Source organism: Nonomuraea sp. CA-218870 (assembly GCF_050936535.1).
In the GTDB taxonomy this organism is placed as follows: domain Bacteria; phylum Actinomycetota; class Actinomycetes; order Streptosporangiales; family Streptosporangiaceae; genus Nonomuraea; species Nonomuraea corallina.
On record NZ_JBNJMN010000001.1, the window covers coordinates 3621362 to 3639507 of the forward strand.

The window sequence follows — 18146 nt, forward strand, 5'->3', positions numbered from 1 at the left end:
CTGTTATGGAATCCACCGCGATGATCACTCCCGGGCTCGCCCGCGACCTCGCGTCGCTGGGCAGGCTGGGAGAGGCCACCTCCACCGAGACCGTACTCCGGGGCCTGACCACCGCGCTCGCGGCCGGCGTTCCCGGTTGCTCCGGTGGTTCGGCCGAACACTGGCGCGACCGGCGCGTCCTCACCTCCGGCTCCCACAGCGAGCTGATCACCCTGGTCGAGGGGGAGCGTGAGATCGGTGAGGGTCCTTCCGCCGAGGCCAGGAAGACGGAAGCCCGGGTGGCCGTCGCCGACGTGCTCACCGACGCCCGCTGGCCCCGCTACGCCGCCCTGGCCACCCGCTGCGGCGTGCGCTCGGTGCTCACCGTGCCCATCAAGGTGCCCCCCGCGCTGCTGATCGTCGGCCTCTACTCGGTGCGCCCCGAGGCGTTCTCCCCGCAAGGGGCGCAGTCGCTGGCGGAGATGCTGACCGAGCAGGTGGGCGTCGCCATGGCCAACATGTGGGACTTCGACGAGGTCCGCACCGACGCCGCCCAGCTCCAGGAGGCGCTGGCCGGCCGCGCCCTCATCGACCAGGCCAAGGGCATCATCATGCAGACCAGCGGCTGCACGGCCGAGGCCGCCTTCGAGGAGCTGCGCAGGATCTCCCAGCACCATCAGGTCAAGGTCGCCGATCTGGCCCGGCTCCTGGTCGAGGAGCATCAACGCAAGAACCGCCGCCGCTAGCCGATGGCCGCCAGCGCGTCGTCGAGCGTGTCGTAGATCGGCAGCCGCTGCGCCAGCCCGGTGATCCACATCACCTTGGACTTGGCGTACTCGACGCCGATGAGCGCGAACTTCGTCCCGGAGCTCAGGCTGGTCTGCCAGTGATGGACGATCAGCCCCAGCGCGCGCGAGTCCATGAACGTCACCCCGGCCAGGTCGAGGATCAGATTCGGACCGGCCAGGGAGAGGTAGTCCGCGAATTGCTCACGCGTGGTGGCGTCGAGCACACCGTCGACCTTGATCACGGCAATCTCGTCAACGGTAGACGACGTCAAGCTCAGGGCCGCCGCGGACCCTTCGCCGTTCTCGGGCACAGTCACGGGGCAACCTTACTGTTACTCAAGAAGAGAGGAATACTTCTTCGGATGTGGGGGATACTGGTGTCCGAAGTCCAGCAGAGGGCTTTCGTCTCGAACGTAGAGCGAGGCGTGCCTCTGCATGGGCTTTTTCTCCTGTAGAGGCCGCCTGCTACCCCATATGAGGAGCAGCGATGGCTGTGCAGGAACTCGTCCTCGAAGAGATGACCGCCGAAGAGCTCCTGGCCGAGATGGTCAGGGAGGGCACCCCCGACAGTCTCAGGGAACGGCTCCGCGAGCGCATCGTGGAGATGCACCGGCCGCTGGCCATGGAGATCGCCCGCCGCTACCGCTACCGCGGTGAGCCGCTGGAGGACCTGCTCCAGGCGGCGTACGTCGGGCTCATGAAGGCGATCAACGGCTTCGACCCCACGCTCGGCCACGCCTTCCGCGGCTACGCCGTCGTCACCATGACGGGCGAGGTCAAGCGCCACTTCCGCGACCGCACCTGGGCCATCCGGGTGCCCCGCCTCTACCAGGAACGCCGCTCGGAGCTGAACCGGCTCGTCGCCGACCTCAGCCAGGACCTCGGCCGCTCGCCGACCGTCGCCGAGCTGGCCGCGAAGATGAACATCTCAGAGGAGGACGTCCTGCTCACGCTCGACGCCTCCGCCGCCTACAGCACGCTGTCGCTGGACGCGCCGCTCGGCACCGACGACGACGCCGCCTCTCTCGGCGACGTCATCCCGGAGGACGACGACACGCTCAGCACCATGGTCGACCGTGAGGCCGTCAAGCCGCTCATCGACGCGCTGCCCTCGCGGGAGAAGCACATCCTGCTGCTGCGGTTCTTCGGCAACATGACGCAGGCCGAGATCGCCGCGGAGTTCGGCATCTCGCAGATGCACGTGTCCCGGATCCTCCGCAAGGTGCTCGACCAGCTGCGCGCAGAGCTCATGGTCGGTTGAGGGGGATCGCCGGGTGATGACAGAGGAGATCGATCCTCGGGCGGGCTCGGGGGGCCCGCCACCCGGCGTGCGCGTGCGGAGGCTTCATTTCCGGCTCCCGGACCTGCCTCGGGTCCGGGAGTTCGCGGCGTGCGGGGCGCTGGAGCTCGGCATGCGCAAGGAGGCGGTCGACGACTTCGTCATCGCCGTCAACGAAGTGGCCACCAACGCGGTCACCCACGGTGACGACGCCGCGCACGTGCGCCTGTGGTCCGAAGCGGGGGAGATCGTGATCGAGGTGCACGACGACGGCACCTGGAAGCCGGGCCCGCAGCCCGGATCGGTGGGCGGCATGGGACTGTGGGTGGCCCGACTCCTGGCGTCCGACCTCACGCTTCGCGTCGGAAGCGGCGGAAGCACCGTGATCATGAGATTCCCGGGCAAAGCTGATGTATGACGAAACGCATACTCATCGTCGGCGGCGGCTACGTCGGCATGTACACAGCCCTGCGCCTGCAACGCGCGCTCGGCCGTGACGAAGCTCGCATCACGGTCATCGACGCCGACTCGTACATGACCTATCAGCCGTTCCTCCCCGAGGCCGCCGCCGGCAACCTCGAACCCCGCCACGTGATCGTCCCCCTGCGCCGGGTGCTGCGGCGCTGCCGCGTCATCAACGGCTGGGTCACCAGGATCGACACCGCCTCCCGCACGGTGGACTTCGAGCCCCGCCCGGGGGAGGCGCGCCGGATCGGGTACGACCTGCTCGTGGTGGCGGTCGGCTCCATCTCCCGCACCCTGCCCATCCCCGGCCTGGCCGAGTGCGGCATCGGGTTCAAGACCGTCGAGGAGGCCATCCACCTGCGCAACCAGGTGCTGGCCCAGCTCGACCTGGCCGCATCCACCGATGACCAGGCGGCCCGCCGCCGGGCGCTGACCTTCGCCTTCGTCGGCGCGGGCTACGCCGGCGTCGAGGCGATCGCCGAACTGGAGGACATGGCCAGGGACGCCTGCCGCTACTTCCCGGCCATCGAGCGCTCCGACATGTCGTGGTACCTCATCGAGGCCACCGGCCGGATCCTGCCGGAGGTCGGCCCCGAGATGGGCCGCTGGACCCTGGAGCAGCTACGCGCCCGCGGCATCGACGTCCGCCTCGGCACCCGGCTGAACTCCGCCGAGAACGGCCACGTCGAACTCGACGACGGCACCTCCTTCGACACCGCCACCCTCGTCTGGACGGCCGGAGTGAAACCGCACCCCGTCGTCGGCTCCGGCGACCTGCCCCTCGACGAGAAGGGCCGCGTCAGGGCCACCGCCGAACTCACCGTCGAAGGCCACGAGAACGTTTTCTGCGCCGGGGACAGCGCCGCCGTGCCGGACCTCACCCGCCCCGGCGAGTTCTGCGCGCCCAACGCCCAGCACGCCGTCCGCCAGGCCAAGGTCCTCGCAGGCAACGTCGTCGCCACACTCCGCGGCCGCCCCCTCGTCCCGTACCGGCACGCCTACGCCGGCTCGGTCGCGAGCCTCGGCCTGCACAAGGGCGTCGCCCAGATCTACGGCCGCAAGCTGCGCGGGCCGCTCGCCTGGTTCGTGCACCGCACCTACCACCTGTCCCGGATCCCGACCTTCAACAGGAAGGTGCGGGTGCTCGTCGACTGGACGCTGGCGCTGTTCTTCCCACGTGAAATAGCCGCGCTCGGCGCACTCAGCGATCCCCGCAGGGAGTTCGAGTACGCCGCGCGCGGCCGCTCTTCCTGAACCGTCACCGCCGGCTGCGGCCGCGCCAGCCGCCGCCGCCGTAGCTCTTGACGCTGGCGGTGCCGATGCCGGCCTGGTGGAGGGCCAGGAGCGTCAGCCCCAGCAGCATGAAGGTGGTGCCTGAGATGTTCCCGGCGATGCGCGCGTCCAGCAGGTCCAGCAGGAAACCCAGCCCGAAGACGATCGCCGACACTATCGCGAGCATGTCATTCTCCTACTTCGTCTCGTGCTGAACGGACGCCGCGTTCTGGTAGGGCGCCTGGTGGGTGCCGGCCGTGCCGCCCAGGCCGGACGCGGGGCTCAGGCCCGACGCGCCTCCGGTGCCCGAGAGGGTGAGCAGTCCCTCCAGCACGCTCCGGTACTCGCGCAGCGCCTGACGGAGCCGCTCGGTGTCGTCGCCGCCGTCGCCCTTCCAGCCCTCACGCAGCTCACTGGTACGGGAGTTCAGCGCGTTCGTCAGGGAGTCGACGATCTCGCCCACGAGACCGTCGGCGCGCTGGACCGCTTCGGCCGGGTCGTCCACGAACGAGGCCTGCACGTCGCGCCAGCGCGACTGCACCTCGGCCGGGTCCTGGTCGAACAGGGTGAAAGCCGGGGGAGCGGCGTGCACCGGGGTCTCCCCGGCGGGCAGGCCGGTCCCGGAGGCGGCGCCGGTCACCGGCTCGACCTCCGTCACCACGCCCGGCCGCAGGTCGTCCGCGTCGTTGTCCGCGTCGTCGTCCGGGTCGTCGTCCGGGTCGTGGCGCAGGTCGTTCGCGGTGGCGCCCGTACCGAGGTCCCCGGCACGCCGGTCGTCCGCGTCGTCGCGCACGTCGTTGTTCACGTCGTTGTTCACGTCGTTGTTCAGGTCGTTGTGCGCGTCGTTGTCCAGGTCGTGCAGGTCGTCCGTGCGGGTCTGCGCGCCGTCCGGGTCGTGGCGCAGGTCCGCGTCCGTCCGCATGTCACCGGAGTCGTTCAGGTCGTCGCGGGGGTCGCCAGTGTGGTGGGGGTCGCCCGTGTCGTGGAGGTCACGTGTGTGGTCGGGGTCGTGACGGGTTCCGTCGCGCAGGTCGTGACGGTCGTCGTCGTAGGGGTCGGCGGGCGCCGGATGGGGACCGGTGTCGCCGGGGGAGGGGGTCGTGGACGCCACCAGCACGTCCTCGTCGTTCCTGCCGTACGGGTCCCGGTGGCTGCCGTGGCCCGTGTCCTGGTGGTCCGCGTGCTCGCTGTCGTTGTCGTCCCTGATTTGCTGGTCGGTACGCTGCGGCGGCACGTTGAACTCGTCTCGGGTCATGCCGTCACCTTCCTCGGGTCTTCTCGTGCAGCAGGTCCTCGAACAGCTCGCGGTAGTGCACCATGGCCTGGCGCAGCTCCTCGGTCGTGGCCTCGTCGCGGGCCGCGCGCCCGCTGATGTCGTGCGCCTTCCGGTAGTGGGTCAGCGTCTCGGCGTGGCCCACCGACAGGTCGGCGATCCGCTGGCGGAAGTCGTCCGTCGGGTAGCCGCGCTCGGCCATGACCTCGGTCACCAGCTGGTCCGCCTCCGTCACGGCGGACCCGGGCGCGTCCACGAAGCGCTCCTGCACGATGGCCCACCGGTTGGCGTAGGCGTCGCGGGACTCTTCGGAAAGGGGCTTGATGTCCAGTTCGGCATGGCGCTGTTCGCGGGCGATCAGCTCCTGCTCCGCCTCGCGCTTGCTCTCGTGCTCGGCCACCGTCCGCTCGTACTCGGGGCCGAAACGGCTGCGCAGCCGGCTGCGGCGCTGCTGCTGCACGACCACGTAAGCCACCGCGGCGACCGCCACGATCGCGACCACGACGACGGCCACCCAGATCAAGGTGTCCATATTGTTCGCCTCCGGTCTCTCTTCTTGAGACCGCGCACTTCCCCGTGAAACACCCATGAAACGCTGCGTCAGTGCTCTTCGAGCGCCTTTCTCGCGGCGTCGAGGACTGTTGCGACGTGGGAGCCGCCAGGGGCGGCAGGGATCTCCACGAAGCCGGTCGCCGGGTCGTAGGCGACGTCGAGCCCGGCGTCGGTCAGCCGCGCCGCCCACCGCAGCGCGGTGTTGAGCCGCTCGGGCGCGGGCGGCCTGCCCTGCGCCGCCGCGGACAGGTTGCGCAGGTTGGTGGCCGGCCCAGACTGGGCGTGGGCGCGCGCCAGCTTCCACGGCAGCGCCCGGCTGTGGTCGAGCATCGGCTTGGCCAGCCCGGCGGCCCGCTTGGCCTGCAGCACCCCGGACTCGCTGACCCCGAAATGGACGGCCAGCTCCTGAACGGTCAGCCCTCGGGCGACCAGCTCGGCCAGCTCGGCCCGGTCGATGGTCGGCCTGCGCCCCATGTGGCCACCTCCGACAGAAACCCGACCACCGTGACGGTGATCGGGCGAAATATCGTGTCGGGACGACAGGATTTGAACCTGCGACCCCCTGACCCCCAGTCAGGTGCGCTACCAAGCTGCGCTACGTCCCGTTGCTCCCCGAGCTTGTCCGCTCGGCTCCGCGGGGAAAACATTACCATGCGCCACGGACCCCTCCGCGCCACCTTTTCGCCGCCGGACCGGGCCCCGGCCGGGAACCGCGAACAGGCGCCCCGCTCAGGGGACCTTAGAGTGTCCGCATGGGCATGGTGGGGACGGTCGGGCTGGTGCTACACCCGCAGCGCGACTCCAAGGAGGCGATCGACACCATCCTCGGGTGGGCGGCCGCCCACGACGTCATGGTGCTCGGGCTGCCCGACGAGGTGGGACGGATCGACTGCAGCGCGGTCGCGGTGGACGCCGAGAGCCTGGTGGAGCGGGCCGATCTGCTGGTGAGCCTGGGCGGTGACGGCACCATGCTGCGCACGATGCGGCTGAACGCCGGTCGGGAGACGCCGGTGCTCGGCGTGAACCTGGGGCGGCTCGGGTTCCTCGCCGAGATCGACGTGGCCGAGCTCGCGGGGGCGCTGTCGGCCATCGACCGGCACCGCCACACCGTGGAGCCGCGGATGGCCGTGCGAACCTGCCTCCGTGGCCGCGAGGAACTGACGGCGTTCAACGACATCGCGCTGGTGCGCACCCCCGGCGAGGGGCTGGCGGCGGTGACCGTCACGCCGGCCGGTCACCCGTTCGTCAACTACGCGGCCGACGCGGTGATCGTGGCCACCTCCACCGGGTCCACCGCCTACAGCTTCTCCGCCGGCGGTCCCGTGGTCTCGCCGCGCGTGGAGGCGGTGCTGGTGGTGCCGGCGGCGGCTCATTCGGCGTTCAACCGGGCGCTGGTGCTGCCCGCCGACGAGGAGGTCACGCTGGAGCTGCTGCCGGCCAGCGGGCGGCTGGCCGTCGAGCTGGACGGCGCGGTGGTGGGGCACGTCCGCCCCGGCGACCGCGTCACGGTGACGGCCTGTCCGGGCGCGGCCAAGGTGGTCCGGCTCGGCACCACGTTCTACGAGCGCGCCCGCCGCAAGCTCCGCGTCGACGGCAGCGCCGAGATCGCCTGAGGCCGACCGCCGGTCGGCCACGGAAGTACGCGGGGGCTCGGCAGTACGCGGGGGCTCGGCCGGGCTGCGGGTCACGGTCGGCGCTTGGGGCTCGGCCGTGGTCGCGGGGAGCGCTCGGGGAGGCGCGTGCCGGGGTCAGAGGTCCGGTCCCGGGGTTTACGGAGGGGTGCCCGCGTCGCGGCGGCGATGGCGGGCGCGTGGGGGGACCGGCCGGTCGGTGTACGGGCCGTCCGGGGAGGACCGCCGATCGGTGTATGGGCCGTCCGGGAAGGGTGCGGTGCTGGCGTCCGCGAAGAAGGAGTCGCCGGAGGTCCGCGGTGCGGGCTCGCCGGAGGTCCGCGGCGCGGGGTCGCCGGAATCCCGTGGTGCGGGCTCGCCGGGGGCGGGGGCCGGGAAGGCGGCGGGCGGGGGCGCGTGGCGGGAGGTGACGAGCGCGGCCAGGGCCGTGGTGATCGGCACGGCGGAGATGAGACCCAGCGTGCCCACCACGCTGCGGGCCACCTCCTGGGCGATGACCGGCGTGGTCAGCACCTCGCCCAGCGGCTGCTCGCCGATGCTGAACAGCAGCAGCAACGGCAGCGACGCCCCCGCGTAGGCCAGGATGATCGTGTTGATGACCGAGGCGATGTGCGCCCGCCCGATCCGGCTGCCCGCCCTGTAGAGGCGGCGGAACCCGTAGGAGGGATTGGCCGCCGCCAGCTCGGACACGGTCACCGACTGGGTGACCGTCACGTCGTCGAGCACCCCCAGAGCGCCGATCATGATGCTGGCCAGCAGCAGCCCCTGGGTGTCGATGGACAGGCTCATGTCGAGGGTGAACGAGCTGTCGTCGGTGATCCCGCTCAGCTTGGCGACCCCGATGACCGCGTACGAGAGCGCGCCGGTCACGGCGAGGCTGGCCAGCGTGCCGAGCACCGCCATCGAGGTCGCCAGCGTGAACCCGTGGGTCAGGAACAGCACCGACAGCATGATGGCCGAGGCGCCCACGATCGCGACCAGCATCGGCGGCTCGCCGGCCAGGATGCCGGGGATGACGAACGTCAGCAGCAGCACGAACGTGATCGCCAGCCCCACGAGCGCGGTGACGCCCCGCCAGCGCCCGAAGGCGATCACCGCCAGCGCGAAGGCGGCCCCGAGCAGCAGCAGCGGCGCCGACCGGTCATGGTCGGACAGCTGGTAGGCGGGCATGCCCTCCTCGGCCTCCGGGTTGTGCAGCAGCACCACGTCGTCGCCCGCGGCGAAGCGCTGGGAGCCCGGCCCGCTCGGCAGCGGGACGGTGACCTGGCCGCCCTCGTCGCGGCCCTCGGCGACGGTGACGGTGGCCTGGCCACAGGTCGCCGGGTGCGGCTTGGGCGCGCCGGGCTCGGTCTCCCCGCAGGGCTCCAGCGCGATCGCGGTGATCGTGCCGCCCAGCCGCTGGAACCCGGCCTGCTGCTGGGCCGGCTCCAGCCGTCCCTCCGGCCACAGCCACACCAGCGCCGCCAGCGTGGCGACCGCCAGCGGCAGCAGAACGGTCAGCGTCGCCACGACGGCCCGCCGCGACGCGGGCGCGGCGGCGTCGTGCCCGCGCCCTCCATCATGCGCGTGACCATGCGCGTGACCATGCGCGTGACCATGCGCGTGACCATGCGCGTGATTGGCGCCCATCCCCGATCAGGCCTCCTCCTCCGGTCGGCGAGTGCGACAGTACTGCACCCCCGTGGGGCGGGTAGGCCATCGGCATGGCGACGCTGGTGGGGACCTCGGGATGGCAGTACGCGGACTGGCGCGGCGTGCTCTATCCCGAGGGGGTGCCGCAGCGGCTCTGGCTGGAGACGTACGCCGGGACGTTCGCCACGGTCGAGAGCAACAACGCGTTCTACAGGCTGCCGAAGCGTGAGACGTTCGCCGGCTGGAGCGAGCGGACCCCTGACGGGTTCGTGATGGCGGTCAAGGCCAGCCGTTACCTCACCCACATCAAGCGACTGGACGAGCCGGAGGAGCCCGTGGCCAGGCTGATGGCGGCGGCGGCGGGACTGGGCGGCTCGCTCGGCCCGATCCTGCTGCAGCTCCCGCCCACGCTCAAGGCCGACCACGGCAGGCTGGAGCGCTGCCTGAGCTGCTTCCCCGCCGGGGTCCGGCTGGCCGTGGAGTTCCGGCACGACTCCTGGTGGAGCGCCGAGACCAGGGAGATCCTGGAGGCCCGCCAGGCCGCGCTGTGCTGGGCCGACCGCCGCAACCGGCCGCAGAACCCGCTCTGGCGGACCGCGCCCTGGGGATACGTGCGACTGCACGAGGGCCGCGCCACTCCCGGCCCTTCGTACGGGGACGCGGCGCTGAGGACCTGGGCCGGGCGGGTGCGCGAGGCGGGCTGGCGCGACGCGTACGTGTACTTCAACAACGATCCCGGCGGCGCGGCGGTGCGGAACGCCGAGCGGTTCGCCACACTGATCTAGATGCGTACACGTCTGTACCGGGACGGCCGGATGGAGAAGGAGAACTTCCCTCCGGCCGAGATCTCCGGTCACCTGTCCGACCAGCGCAACGCGGTCTGGATCGACCTGTGCCGCCCGGCGCCCGGCGAGCTGGCGGCGCTCGGCGACGAGCTGGGCCTGCACGAGCTGGCCGTCGAGGACGTGCTCGGCGACCACCAGCGCCCCAAGATCGACGTCTACGACAACCATCTGTTCATCACCGTCTACGCGGTGCGCTTCGACGGCGGCCGGTTCGTCCCCGCCGAGATCGACCTCTTCGTCACCGAGACCGCTCTGATCACCGTCCGTTCCGACCCGGCGCTGGACCTGGACGAGGTGGTCCGGCGCTGGGACGGCGCGCCGCACCTGGCCTCGAACGGGGTGCTGTTCCTGCTGCACGGCCTGCTCGACTGGGTGGTCGACGGGCAGCTCGACCTCGTGCTGGACCTGGACGCGCGGGCCGAGGACCTGGAGGAGACGCTGTTCGAGGAGCGGCCCTCGGACGCCAAGCTGGTGCAGCGCAGGATGTACGAGCTGCGCAAGGTCGCCACCCGCTTCCGCAGGATCGCGATGCCGATGCGCGAGCTGGTCGGCACCCTGCTCCACCGCGACCGGGGCATCCTGCGCGACTCCGGCATGGCGCCCTACTACCAGGACGTGTACGACCACGTGCTGCGCACCGCCGAGCTGCTGGAGTCGCTGCGCGACCTGCTGGCCAACCTGCGCGAGACGCGCCTGGCCCAGCAGGGGTTCCGGCTCAACCAGATCATGAAGCGGCTCACCGGCTGGGCGGCCATCATCGCGGTGCCCACCGCCATCACCGGCTTCTACGGCCAGAACGTGCCCTTCCCCGGCTCCGGCGAGGCGTGGGGGTTCTGGGCGTCGCTGGTGCTGGTGGCCGTCACCTCGGTGACGCTGTACGCGGTGTTCAGGAAGAACGACTGGTTGTAGGGCGGCGGGCAGGGCTCGCCGCGGTCCTCCAGCGTCAGGCCGGCCCGCACCGTGACCTCGCGGGCCGTCTCAGGCCCGCCGTCGCGCGGGTACAGCGGCAGGCACCGCCCGCCGGCGATGAGCGTCCTGCGCCCGATCGGGGTGGCGATCAGCGGGAGTTCCCCGTACGAGGCGGGAGTGTCCAGGCGCAGCAGCCATGCCCCCTCAGGGGTGCGGGACCGCGTCCCCTCCAGCGCGTAATAGTCGAGCACGCCGCCGCCGGTCGAGACGACGGCCCGCATGGTGAGCCGGCCACCCTCGGCGGTGAACAGCTCCGCCGAGGGCGCCCGGTAGATCGAGTGGACGTACGCGAGCGCGAACGCGCCGGAAGGGGGCAGCACCAGCCCGTTGACGGCCGGGCGCCCGGCTCCGCAGCCGGAACCGAGCGCCAGCACCGCGACGAGGGAGAGGGCCAGCCTGATCAGCTCTTCTCCTGGAAGTAGCGGGCCGCGCCCGCGTGCAGGGTGACCGGCTGGACCTGCTGGGCGAGCTCCGGGTCCAGGTTCTCCGCCTCCGGATGCACCGCGATCAGCTCCTGCTTCTTCTCGAACAGCGTCCGGGTGATGTCGTAGGCGAGCTGCTCGTCCATGGAGTCGGGCACCAGCAGCACGTTGGCGATGCCGACCGTCCGCACCTTGCCGTCGAGCTTGTAGGCGTCCATGGCGATGTCGAGCCCGACGTACTGCTCGCCGTACTCGCGCTGCATCTCCGCCAGCACGTCGGAGGTGTCGAGGATCTTCATGTCGGGCTTGCTCGTGGCCAGGTCCACCACGCCCGCGGTGGGCAGGCCGCCGACCCAGAAGAAGGCGTCGACGGTGCCGTCCTTGACCGCCTGCACCGACTCGTTGATCGACAGCTGCTGCTTGCTGATGTCGGTGTCGGGGTTGAGCCCGGCCGCCTCCAGCATGCGCCTGGCCACCACCTGCGTGCCGGAGTTCGGCGGCCCGAGCGAGACCGTCTTGCCCTTCAGGTCGGCCACCTTGTCGGCCTTGACGCCGGGTGCGACCACCACGTGCGAGTAGTTGTCGTAGATCCTGGCCAGCGCCTTGACCGGTTGCTTCTCGGTGAAGGAGCCGGTGCCGTTCACCGCGTCGGCCGCCGTGTCGGTCTGGGAGAAGCCGATGTCGGCCTTGCCGGTGGCCAGCAGCTTGATGTTCTCGATCGAGGCCGAGGTGACCGAGGCGGTGGCCTGGGTGTTGGCGATGTTGGCCGACAGCTGCTTGGCCAGGCCGCCGCCGTAGACGTAGTAGACGCCGGTGGTGCCGCCGGTGGCGATCGACAGCCGGTTGCCCGAGCCGCCGCCCGAGCCGCCGCCGCAGCCCGCGATCAGGCCGGCCACGGCGAGCACCGCAAGTATCCGCTTCACGCTGGGACGCTCCTTCTTCGGATGAGGTGGACCGCCGCCGCGACGGCCAGCACCGACAGGCCCGCGACGATCGGGACGGGTTCGAGGAACAGCAGCAGCACCGCGGCCACCGCGGCCAGCAGCCGCTCGGGAGTGCCGGCCAGGCCGCCGGTGGCGACGGCCAGCGCGGCCACCGCGACGGCGGAGACCGCCGTCATCAGCAGCACCAGGCCGAACGGGCCCTGCCCGAGCAGCGCCTGGCCGTTCGGGGTGAGCACGAACGCGAACGGCACGAGGAAGGCCGGCAGCGTGTAGCGCCAGGTCATCATCATCGTCCTGTACGTGTTGCCGCCGGTGATGGCGGCGGCCGCGACCGCGGACAGCGCCGTCGGCGGGCTCACCTCGGACAGCACCGCGTAGTAGAAGATGAACATGTACGCCTCGGCCTGCGCTACTCCGAGGGACATCAGGGCCGGGGCGATGATCACCGCCGCGATGATGAAGCTGGCGGTCACCGGCACGGCCAGGCCGAGCAGCATGACGGCCAGGGCCGCCAGGACGGTGGTGAGGATCAGGTTGCCCGCGGCCAGGTCCACGATGATCGAGCTCAGGTTGAGGCCGAGCCCGGTCTGCGTGATGACGCCGACGATGATGCCCGCCGCCGCGCACACCGCGGTCACCGGGAGCACCTCCAGCGTGCCCTTGGCCAGGGCCTGGCCGACCCGTTTCGGGCCCATCCGGTGGGCCGGGTCCAGGAACGACAGGGCGAACGCGATCACGGTCGCGATCACCACCGCCTGGAACGCCGAGCGGTCCAGCGCCATCAGCACCACGATGAGCACGAGCGAGCTGAAGTGGTAGCCGAAGCGCAGCAGGAGCCTGCCGATCCCGGGCGCGTCCACCCGCACCGCCTGGGTCCTGAACCGGCGCGAGTCGATCTCGATGGCCAGGAAGATGCCCAGGTAGTAGAGGATCGTGGGGACGGTCGCGTAGATCAGCACCTGCAGGTAGCTGACGCGCATCACCTCGGCGATGATGAAGGCCGCCGCGCCGAGCGTGGGCGGCGACAGGATGGCGCCGATGCCGCCGGCGGCCAGGATGCCGCCGGCGGGTTCCCGCGGGTAGCCCGCGCGGCGCAGCACCGGCCAGGCCACGCTGCCCAGGCTCACGGTGGTCGCCACGCCCGAGCCGGACACGGTGCCCAGCAGGAAGCCCGCGGTGGTGACGGTGCGGCCGGGGGCGGAGCGGGACTTGCGGAAGGCGGCGAAGCTCAGGTCGATGAAGAACTTGCTGGCGCCGGAGAAATCGAGCACGGCGCCGTAAATGGTGAACAGGATGATGTAGGTCGCGGCCACCTGGAGGGGCACGCCGAAAAAGCCTTCGGTGCCCGTATAGAGCTGGGACACGATCTGGTCGAGATCGAAACCTCGGTGGCCGATCGTCCAGTCGATTGGCAAATATGACCCGAAATAGGCATATGCCAGAAAAATGGCGCAAATGATGGAGAGGACCGAGCCGACCGTGCGGCGCACCGCCTCAAGCAGGAGCAGCGTCAGCCCGAGGCCGGCGATCACGTCCAGCTCCGACAGCGCGGCCCCCGACCCGCGGTCGCGGAACGCCTCGATGTCCGCCAGCGGATACAGCAGCACCGCCAGCGACGCCAGCGCCAGCAGCCAGTCGACGACCGTCGGCCACTCGCCCTTCGCCCGGTCGGCCTCCTCCACCCCGACCGGCCTGCCCCCTTCGGCCGACGCTCCGCCCGCGTCCCCGAGTCCGCCCTGGGCCGACGCTCCGCCCGCCTCCCCGGTGACCTGCACCCCGGCGGCCCGCGCTTCGAGGACCGTCTCCACCGTCGGGGCGTCCGTCAGGGCCGGCCCACGCTCCGCGGTGAGCGTCCCGGTGTCCGGCGGGTCGCCGATGACCACCGTGTCCGCTGTGTCCGCGTTCCTGTGCGCCGGGAACTCGCGCAGCGTGGGCGCGTCCGGCAGCCCCGCCGGAGCGGAGACCTCCGGGAGGGTCGGGGCGTCGCCGAGGGCGAGTGCCCGGGCGTCCGGATGCGCCTGCGCCCCGGCGGGCGGGCCGTCAGGACGGGTGAGGCGCGAGAGGAGCCTGCGCAGCGGCGGCCCCAGCCTCGACCGGTAGCAGAGGAAGACCAGCGGCAGCGCCACCGCGAGGAAGGTCATCCGGTGCTGCAGCGCCTCCACCGGCCAGAACACGACGGCGATCGAGTAGGCCGACAGCAGCCCGCCGAGAACCCACACACCGGCCCGCAACGGGCCGGCGAGCCGCCGGGCGGGGCGTTCTTGTTCGCCGGCCGCGACCAGCGCGGCCTCGCGGTCGCTCAGTTCCGTCAAAACGGCTCCTCCCACGGGGGCGTTCGTGGGCAATTTACGAGCCGTTTATCGCGGAGGGAAGACTCCTTAACACTCCTTTGATGTACGGCGGCTCAAGAGGACCTTTGATGTACGGCGGCTCATGAGAATCGCGGGCGGCAACCGGCCGCCAATTCCGCCACCGGCACCGGCCCGGCCTGGCTCCCGTCCCGCAGCCGTACCGCCGCCCCGCCGTCGGCCGCCTCGCGCGGCCCGACCACGAGCTGGTACGGAACGAGCCGGTTGGCCCTGATGCGGGCGCCGAGGGTGCCCCTGGAGGGTTCGACCAGTTCGGCCCGCATCCCTTCCGCCACGCAGCGCCGTACCACGTCCCGGGCGGCGGGCAGCTCGGCGTCCGACAGCGGCAGCACCACCGCCTGCACCGGCGCCATCCAGGCCGGGAACGCGCCGCCGTGCACCTCGATCAGGTGCGCGACCAGCCGCTCCAGGCCGCCCACCACGCTGCGGTGCACCATCACCGGCCGGCCGCCGCCGTCGTCGCGCAGGTCGAAGCGCTCCGGCTGGAAGTAGTCCACCTGCACGGTCGACAGGGTCGACTCACGCCCCGCCGGGTCAGCGATCTGGATGTCGATCTTGGGGCCGTAGAAGGCGCCCTCGCCGCGCTCCTCGTCGAAGGCGCGCCCGCGCCGCACGAGCACCTCGCGCAGGATCGCCTCCGAGCGGTCCCACATCCGCGCGTCGTCGACGAACTTGGCGCCCTCGCCGCGCAGGGACAGCCGGTAGCGGGCCGCGCCGACGCCCAGCTGGGCGTGCGCCGCCTCGATCAGGTCGAGCGCGGCCGACACCTCGCCGGCCGCCTGCTCGGGCCGGCAGAACACGTGCCCGTCGTTGAGCTGGATGGCCCGTACCCGGCTCAGCCCGCCGAGCACGCCCGACAGCTCCGAGCGGTACATGCCGCCCAGCTCCGCCAGCCGCAGCGGCAGGTCACGGGCCCCGCGCTGACGGGAGCGGTAGACGAGCGCGTGGTGCGGGCACAGGCTCGGCCGCAGCACGAACTCCTCCCCGCCCACCCGCATCGGCGGGAACATGTCCTCGGCGTAGTGCGCCCAGTGCCCGGACCGCTCGTACAGCTCGCGCTTGCCGAGCACGGGCGAGTTGACGTGCTGATAGCCGGCGCGGCGCTCCAGCTCGTACACGTAGTCCTCGACGGCCTTGCGGACGGCGGCGCCCGCCGGCAGCCAGAAGGGCAGACCGGAGCCGATCAGCGGGTCGGTGTCGAAGACGCCCAGCTCACGGCCGAGCCTGCGGTGGTCGTTCATGATCGTCCTTTGCGTGGAAAGGGCGAACGACCGATCTCCCCGGGCATTCGCCCGGGAGCAGGAATCAGCGCGCCGGGACGAGGTCCGGCGTCGTCGTGACGAAAGCGCGCTGCATGGGTCCGACGATACAGCCTGACTTCGGAAACCGCCCGCGGAAAGATCTCGGTGGTATAAAGAACCGTGGCCGAGATCACCCTGAACGTCCGCCAGCTGACGGCGTTCGCCGAGGTCGGCTACCAGGTGGCCGCCGGAGCCGGTGGCCACGGCCCGCGCGGGGCCCACAGCGCCCACGGCGCGATGGCCGCGCTGCGCGAGCTGGTGCCGGTCGACGCCTACGAGTTCGTCGCCTACGACCCCGCCACCGGCCGCCACCGCAGCGTCGCCTCCGACGGCCATGGGCGTCTCGACGGCGACGCCGCCGAGGAGTACACCGCGCTGGAGGCCTACCGCAGGGCGGTCGCCACCCGACGGCCGGTGGCGATGCCGGAGCCGGGCACCGAGCGCTACTTCCGCCGCCACCTGGAGCCCTACGGGTGGCGGGCCGGGCTGACGGCGCCGCTGTTCCTGGCCGAGGGCCGCTACACGGGCCTGCTCCACCTGGCCACCCGGGGCGAGTTCCCCGCACAGACCGCTCCGCTGGTGACGGCCGTCAGCCCGATGCTGGCGCACGTCACCGACCTCACCCGGTGCGTGATCGACCCGGTGGGGCTGCCGCCCGGGTTCAGCGCGGTCGCCTTCGACCGGGCCGGCACCCTGCGCGAGGTGCCCGGACGGCCGGTCTCCGAAGCGCTGCGCGAGGAACGGGCGATGGCCGCGTACGCGCGCGCCTTCATCGACTCGCGCGAGCTCGGCCGCCACGGCCTCTGGCTCGACCGGCGCGGGCAGTGGCGCGAGACCCGGCTGCTGCGCGCCGGCGTCGGCTACCAGGGCTCGGTGCAGGGCGCGGTGGTGGCCGAGCGGCCCTGCTCGCTCCCGTACGAGCTGACCGGGCGCGAGATCGACGTGCTCACCCGGGTGGCGGCGGGCGACTCCAACCCGCAGATCGCCGCCGCGCTCGTGCTCAGCGTCCGCACCGTCACCACGCACCTGGAGCACATCTTCGCCAAGCTGGCCTGCGACAGCCGCACCCGGCTGACCACCAAGGCGCTGGCGGAGGGCCTGTGCCGGCTCGACGTCTGACCGGTCCCGCCCTCCACGCGCACGGGCGCCGCGACGCCGGCCGCCGGACCTCGGCCGATCCGTCACCTCGGTGATCAGGATCTCCGGGCTCGACCCCTCGGCCGGGTCATCGCAGACCCGACGCCACCTCGAGATGCCGTACGACCCGGAGGAGGCCGGTCGGGTGCGGGTGTCGCTCGATCTCGTTCACCCGGGCGCGGAGGCGGTCGCGCCGCGCGTCCGTGAGAACGCCCCCGAGGTCCAGGCACTCACTGACGCACTCGCTGATCTCCAGGAGCACCGGGTCCGCGGCGGGCGCCGGCCCCGGTGAGTGCCGGCGGCGCCACAGCCGCAACGCGTGCAGCGCGGCTTCGCGGGGGGCGCCGTACCAGTACCAGCGGACCTGAATGTTCGGATTCGCCTCCTCCGCACGCGGTGACCGCCGGCCTCGCTCCTTGGCCTCCCGCCGCCTCGTCGCGTACGCCTGGAGCTCGGCGTGCCAGGCGGCGCGGCTCGCCTCGACGAGATCCAGGGCGCGGAGCAGTGCGGCCTCGTCGCGCTGGAACCTCCCCGCCCGGGACTCGACGAAGCTCAGCGTCGCCTGGAAGCCGAGCGGCCGATACAGCTGCACGCAGGAGCGGAACGCCGACACCCGCCGTCGGAAGGGCAGGGCGGGGTCACGCGCCTTACGGGCGTAGGTGCCGAAGCTCATGGTGGAAGGCTAGGCGGCCGCACTCCGCCGGGCGTCGGCCTGCCGCGTCGAGGGTGCGCTGGTCTCGCCGGGACGCTTCCCGGCCCGCCTGGACCCGTTCGGCGGCCCAGCCGGCGGGGACCGTCACGAGCAGCAGCTCGAACCAGACCGTCGTCGTCCCGTCGCCCCGGGTGTAGCCCCAGCGGTGGCTGAGCGCCTCCAGCATCGGCAGCCCGCGCCCGCCCGTGGAGCGCGGGTCGGCGCCGCACGCGCACGGCGGGCCGTCCGAGCCCGCGTCCTCCACCGACACCAGCACCGTCGCCCCCTGGCCGGCGTCGCCGCTCGCGCGCAGCCGGACCGTGAACGTGCCGCCCGCGCCCGAGCGGGTGTGCAGGACCGCGTTGGTGGCCAGTTCGCTGGTCAGCAGCGCGCAGTCGTCGTGCAGCGGGTGGTCGCGGCCCAGCGTGTCCGTCACCAGGCTCCTCGCCCGCGCGACCGCCGCCGGGTCTCCGGGGAAGCGGACCTCGAGGTCCTGCTCGGGCTGCTGAACGTCCGGTCCTGCCACGCTGACCCCCAGTTTCGGCGACGTTGTTCGACGCGCGAACCCGCGCTCACGGGTTATCGCGAAAAGGTAGG

Annotated in this window: 19 protein-coding genes and 1 tRNA gene; 8 read left to right on the forward strand and 12 right to left on the reverse strand. The window is 71.9% G+C overall.

The features are described 5' to 3' along the window. Nucleotides 1-5 precede the first annotated feature (5 nt). Nucleotides 6-725 (forward strand): ANTAR domain-containing protein, encoded by a 720-nt coding sequence (locus ACQEUU_RS17485; protein ID WP_433067059.1) that lies wholly within the window; start codon nt 6-8, stop codon nt 723-725. Here the strand turns inward: ACQEUU_RS17485 and ACQEUU_RS17490 are convergent. Beyond that, complete coding sequence (locus ACQEUU_RS17490) at nt 722-1084, reverse strand: STAS domain-containing protein (RefSeq protein WP_433067061.1); 363 nt, start codon at nt 1082-1084, stop codon at nt 722-724. The two genes, ACQEUU_RS17485 and ACQEUU_RS17490, sit on opposite strands and share 4 nt — an antisense overlap. Nucleotides 1085-1254: 170 nt before the next feature. Here ACQEUU_RS17490 and ACQEUU_RS17495 point away from each other — a divergent pair, with 170 nt between their 5' ends. The 3 genes from ACQEUU_RS17495 (at nt 1255) to ACQEUU_RS17505 (ending at nt 3765) form a co-directional block, all read left to right on the forward strand. Then, nucleotides 1255-2028 carry a SigB/SigF/SigG family RNA polymerase sigma factor gene (locus tag ACQEUU_RS17495; RefSeq protein ID WP_270157241.1) on the forward strand — a complete coding sequence of 258 codons (774 nt, stop codon included), beginning with the start codon at nt 1255-1257 and terminating at the stop codon, nt 2026-2028. Between the two features lie 73 nt (nt 2029-2101). After that, complete coding sequence (locus ACQEUU_RS17500) at nt 2102-2464, forward strand: ATP-binding protein (RefSeq protein WP_433067064.1); 363 nt, start codon at nt 2102-2104, stop codon at nt 2462-2464. Then, nucleotides 2461-3765 (forward strand): NAD(P)/FAD-dependent oxidoreductase, encoded by a 1305-nt coding sequence (locus tag ACQEUU_RS17505; RefSeq protein WP_433067067.1) that lies wholly within the window; start codon nt 2461-2463, stop codon nt 3763-3765. Before ACQEUU_RS17500 ends, ACQEUU_RS17505 begins: the two co-directional genes overlap by 4 nt. Before the next feature lie 4 nt (nt 3766-3769). Here ACQEUU_RS17505 and ACQEUU_RS17510 read toward each other — a convergent pair whose 3' ends face one another. From ACQEUU_RS17510 to ACQEUU_RS17530, 5 genes are all read right to left on the reverse strand, one after another. Beyond that, nucleotides 3770-3970, reverse strand: a complete 201-nt coding sequence (locus tag ACQEUU_RS17510; RefSeq protein WP_433067069.1) for a hypothetical protein — start codon at nt 3968-3970, stop codon at nt 3770-3772. A 9-nt stretch (nt 3971-3979) separates the two neighbouring features. Continuing rightward, nucleotides 3980-5038, reverse strand: a complete 1059-nt coding sequence (locus ACQEUU_RS17515; protein WP_433067072.1) for a hypothetical protein — start codon at nt 5036-5038, stop codon at nt 3980-3982. A 4-nt stretch (nt 5039-5042) separates the two neighbouring features. Beyond that, nucleotides 5043-5588 carry a hypothetical protein gene (locus ACQEUU_RS17520; RefSeq protein ID WP_433067074.1) on the reverse strand — a complete coding sequence of 182 codons (546 nt, stop codon included), beginning with the start codon at nt 5586-5588 and terminating at the stop codon, nt 5043-5045. Between the two features lie 68 nt (nt 5589-5656). Further along, the gene (locus ACQEUU_RS17525; RefSeq protein WP_433067077.1) at nt 5657-6082 is read right to left on the reverse strand and encodes a hypothetical protein; all 426 of its coding nucleotides are present in this window, start codon (nt 6080-6082) and stop codon (nt 5657-5659) included. Nucleotides 6083-6139: 57 nt separating this feature from the next. Continuing rightward, a tRNA-Pro gene (locus ACQEUU_RS17530) sits at nt 6140-6213 on the reverse strand. 147 nt (nt 6214-6360) lie between these two features. Here ACQEUU_RS17530 and ACQEUU_RS17535 point away from each other — a divergent pair. Further along, complete coding sequence (locus ACQEUU_RS17535; protein ID WP_433067079.1) at nt 6361-7221, forward strand: NAD(+)/NADH kinase; 861 nt, start codon at nt 6361-6363, stop codon at nt 7219-7221. Between the two features lie 156 nt (nt 7222-7377). Here ACQEUU_RS17535 and ACQEUU_RS17540 read toward each other — a convergent pair whose 3' ends face one another. Continuing rightward, on the reverse strand, nt 7378-8748 hold the full coding sequence (locus tag ACQEUU_RS17540; protein WP_433067082.1) for a YibE/F family protein: 1371 nt from the start codon (nt 8746-8748) through the stop codon (nt 7378-7380). 194 nt (nt 8749-8942) lie between these two features. Between ACQEUU_RS17540 and ACQEUU_RS17545 the strand changes: the two genes are divergently transcribed. Further along, nucleotides 8943-9656: a DUF72 domain-containing protein gene (locus tag ACQEUU_RS17545; protein WP_433067084.1), complete on the forward strand. Its 714-nt coding sequence runs from the start codon at nt 8943-8945 to the stop codon at nt 9654-9656. Beyond that, nucleotides 9657-10625 carry a magnesium transporter CorA family protein gene (locus tag ACQEUU_RS17550; protein ID WP_433067087.1) on the forward strand — a complete coding sequence of 323 codons (969 nt, stop codon included), beginning with the start codon at nt 9657-9659 and terminating at the stop codon, nt 10623-10625. Between the two features lie 460 nt (nt 10626-11085). Here the strand turns inward: ACQEUU_RS17550 and ACQEUU_RS17555 are convergent, their stop codons facing one another. The 3 genes from ACQEUU_RS17555 to thrS all read right to left on the reverse strand — a co-directional run bounded on the left by ACQEUU_RS17555 (nt 11086) and on the right by thrS (nt 15952). Next, nucleotides 11086-12030 carry a TAXI family TRAP transporter solute-binding subunit gene (locus ACQEUU_RS17555; RefSeq protein ID WP_433067090.1) on the reverse strand — a complete coding sequence of 315 codons (945 nt, stop codon included), beginning with the start codon at nt 12028-12030 and terminating at the stop codon, nt 11086-11088. Further along, nucleotides 12027-14363, reverse strand: coding sequence for a TRAP transporter permease (locus ACQEUU_RS17560; protein ID WP_433067092.1), 2337 nt, complete (start codon nt 14361-14363; stop codon nt 12027-12029). The genes ACQEUU_RS17555 and ACQEUU_RS17560 overlap by 4 nt, the downstream gene beginning before the upstream one ends. A 119-nt stretch (nt 14364-14482) precedes the next feature. Continuing rightward, a complete protein-coding gene (gene thrS / locus ACQEUU_RS17565; RefSeq protein ID WP_433067095.1) occupies nt 14483-15952 on the reverse strand; it encodes a threonine--tRNA ligase in 1470 nt (489 codons plus the stop codon). On the opposite strand from thrS, the gene ACQEUU_RS17570 reads away from it, so the two are divergent. Then, nucleotides 15842-16840 carry a response regulator transcription factor gene (locus ACQEUU_RS17570; RefSeq protein ID WP_433067097.1) on the forward strand — a complete coding sequence of 333 codons (999 nt, stop codon included), beginning with the start codon at nt 15842-15844 and terminating at the stop codon, nt 16838-16840. The genes thrS and ACQEUU_RS17570 overlap by 111 nt on opposite strands. A gap of 106 nt (nt 16841-16946) precedes the next feature. On the opposite strand, the gene ACQEUU_RS17575 is transcribed toward ACQEUU_RS17570, so the two are convergent. Both ACQEUU_RS17575 and ACQEUU_RS17580 read right to left on the reverse strand, forming a co-directional pair. Continuing rightward, a complete protein-coding gene (locus tag ACQEUU_RS17575) occupies nt 16947-17531 on the reverse strand; it encodes a hypothetical protein (RefSeq protein WP_433067100.1) in 585 nt (194 codons plus the stop codon). Next, nucleotides 17506-18075, reverse strand: coding sequence for an ATP-binding protein (locus tag ACQEUU_RS17580; RefSeq protein ID WP_433067103.1), 570 nt, complete (start codon nt 18073-18075; stop codon nt 17506-17508). Before ACQEUU_RS17580 ends, ACQEUU_RS17575 begins: the two co-directional genes overlap by 26 nt. Nucleotides 18076-18146: the final 71 nt, after the last annotated feature.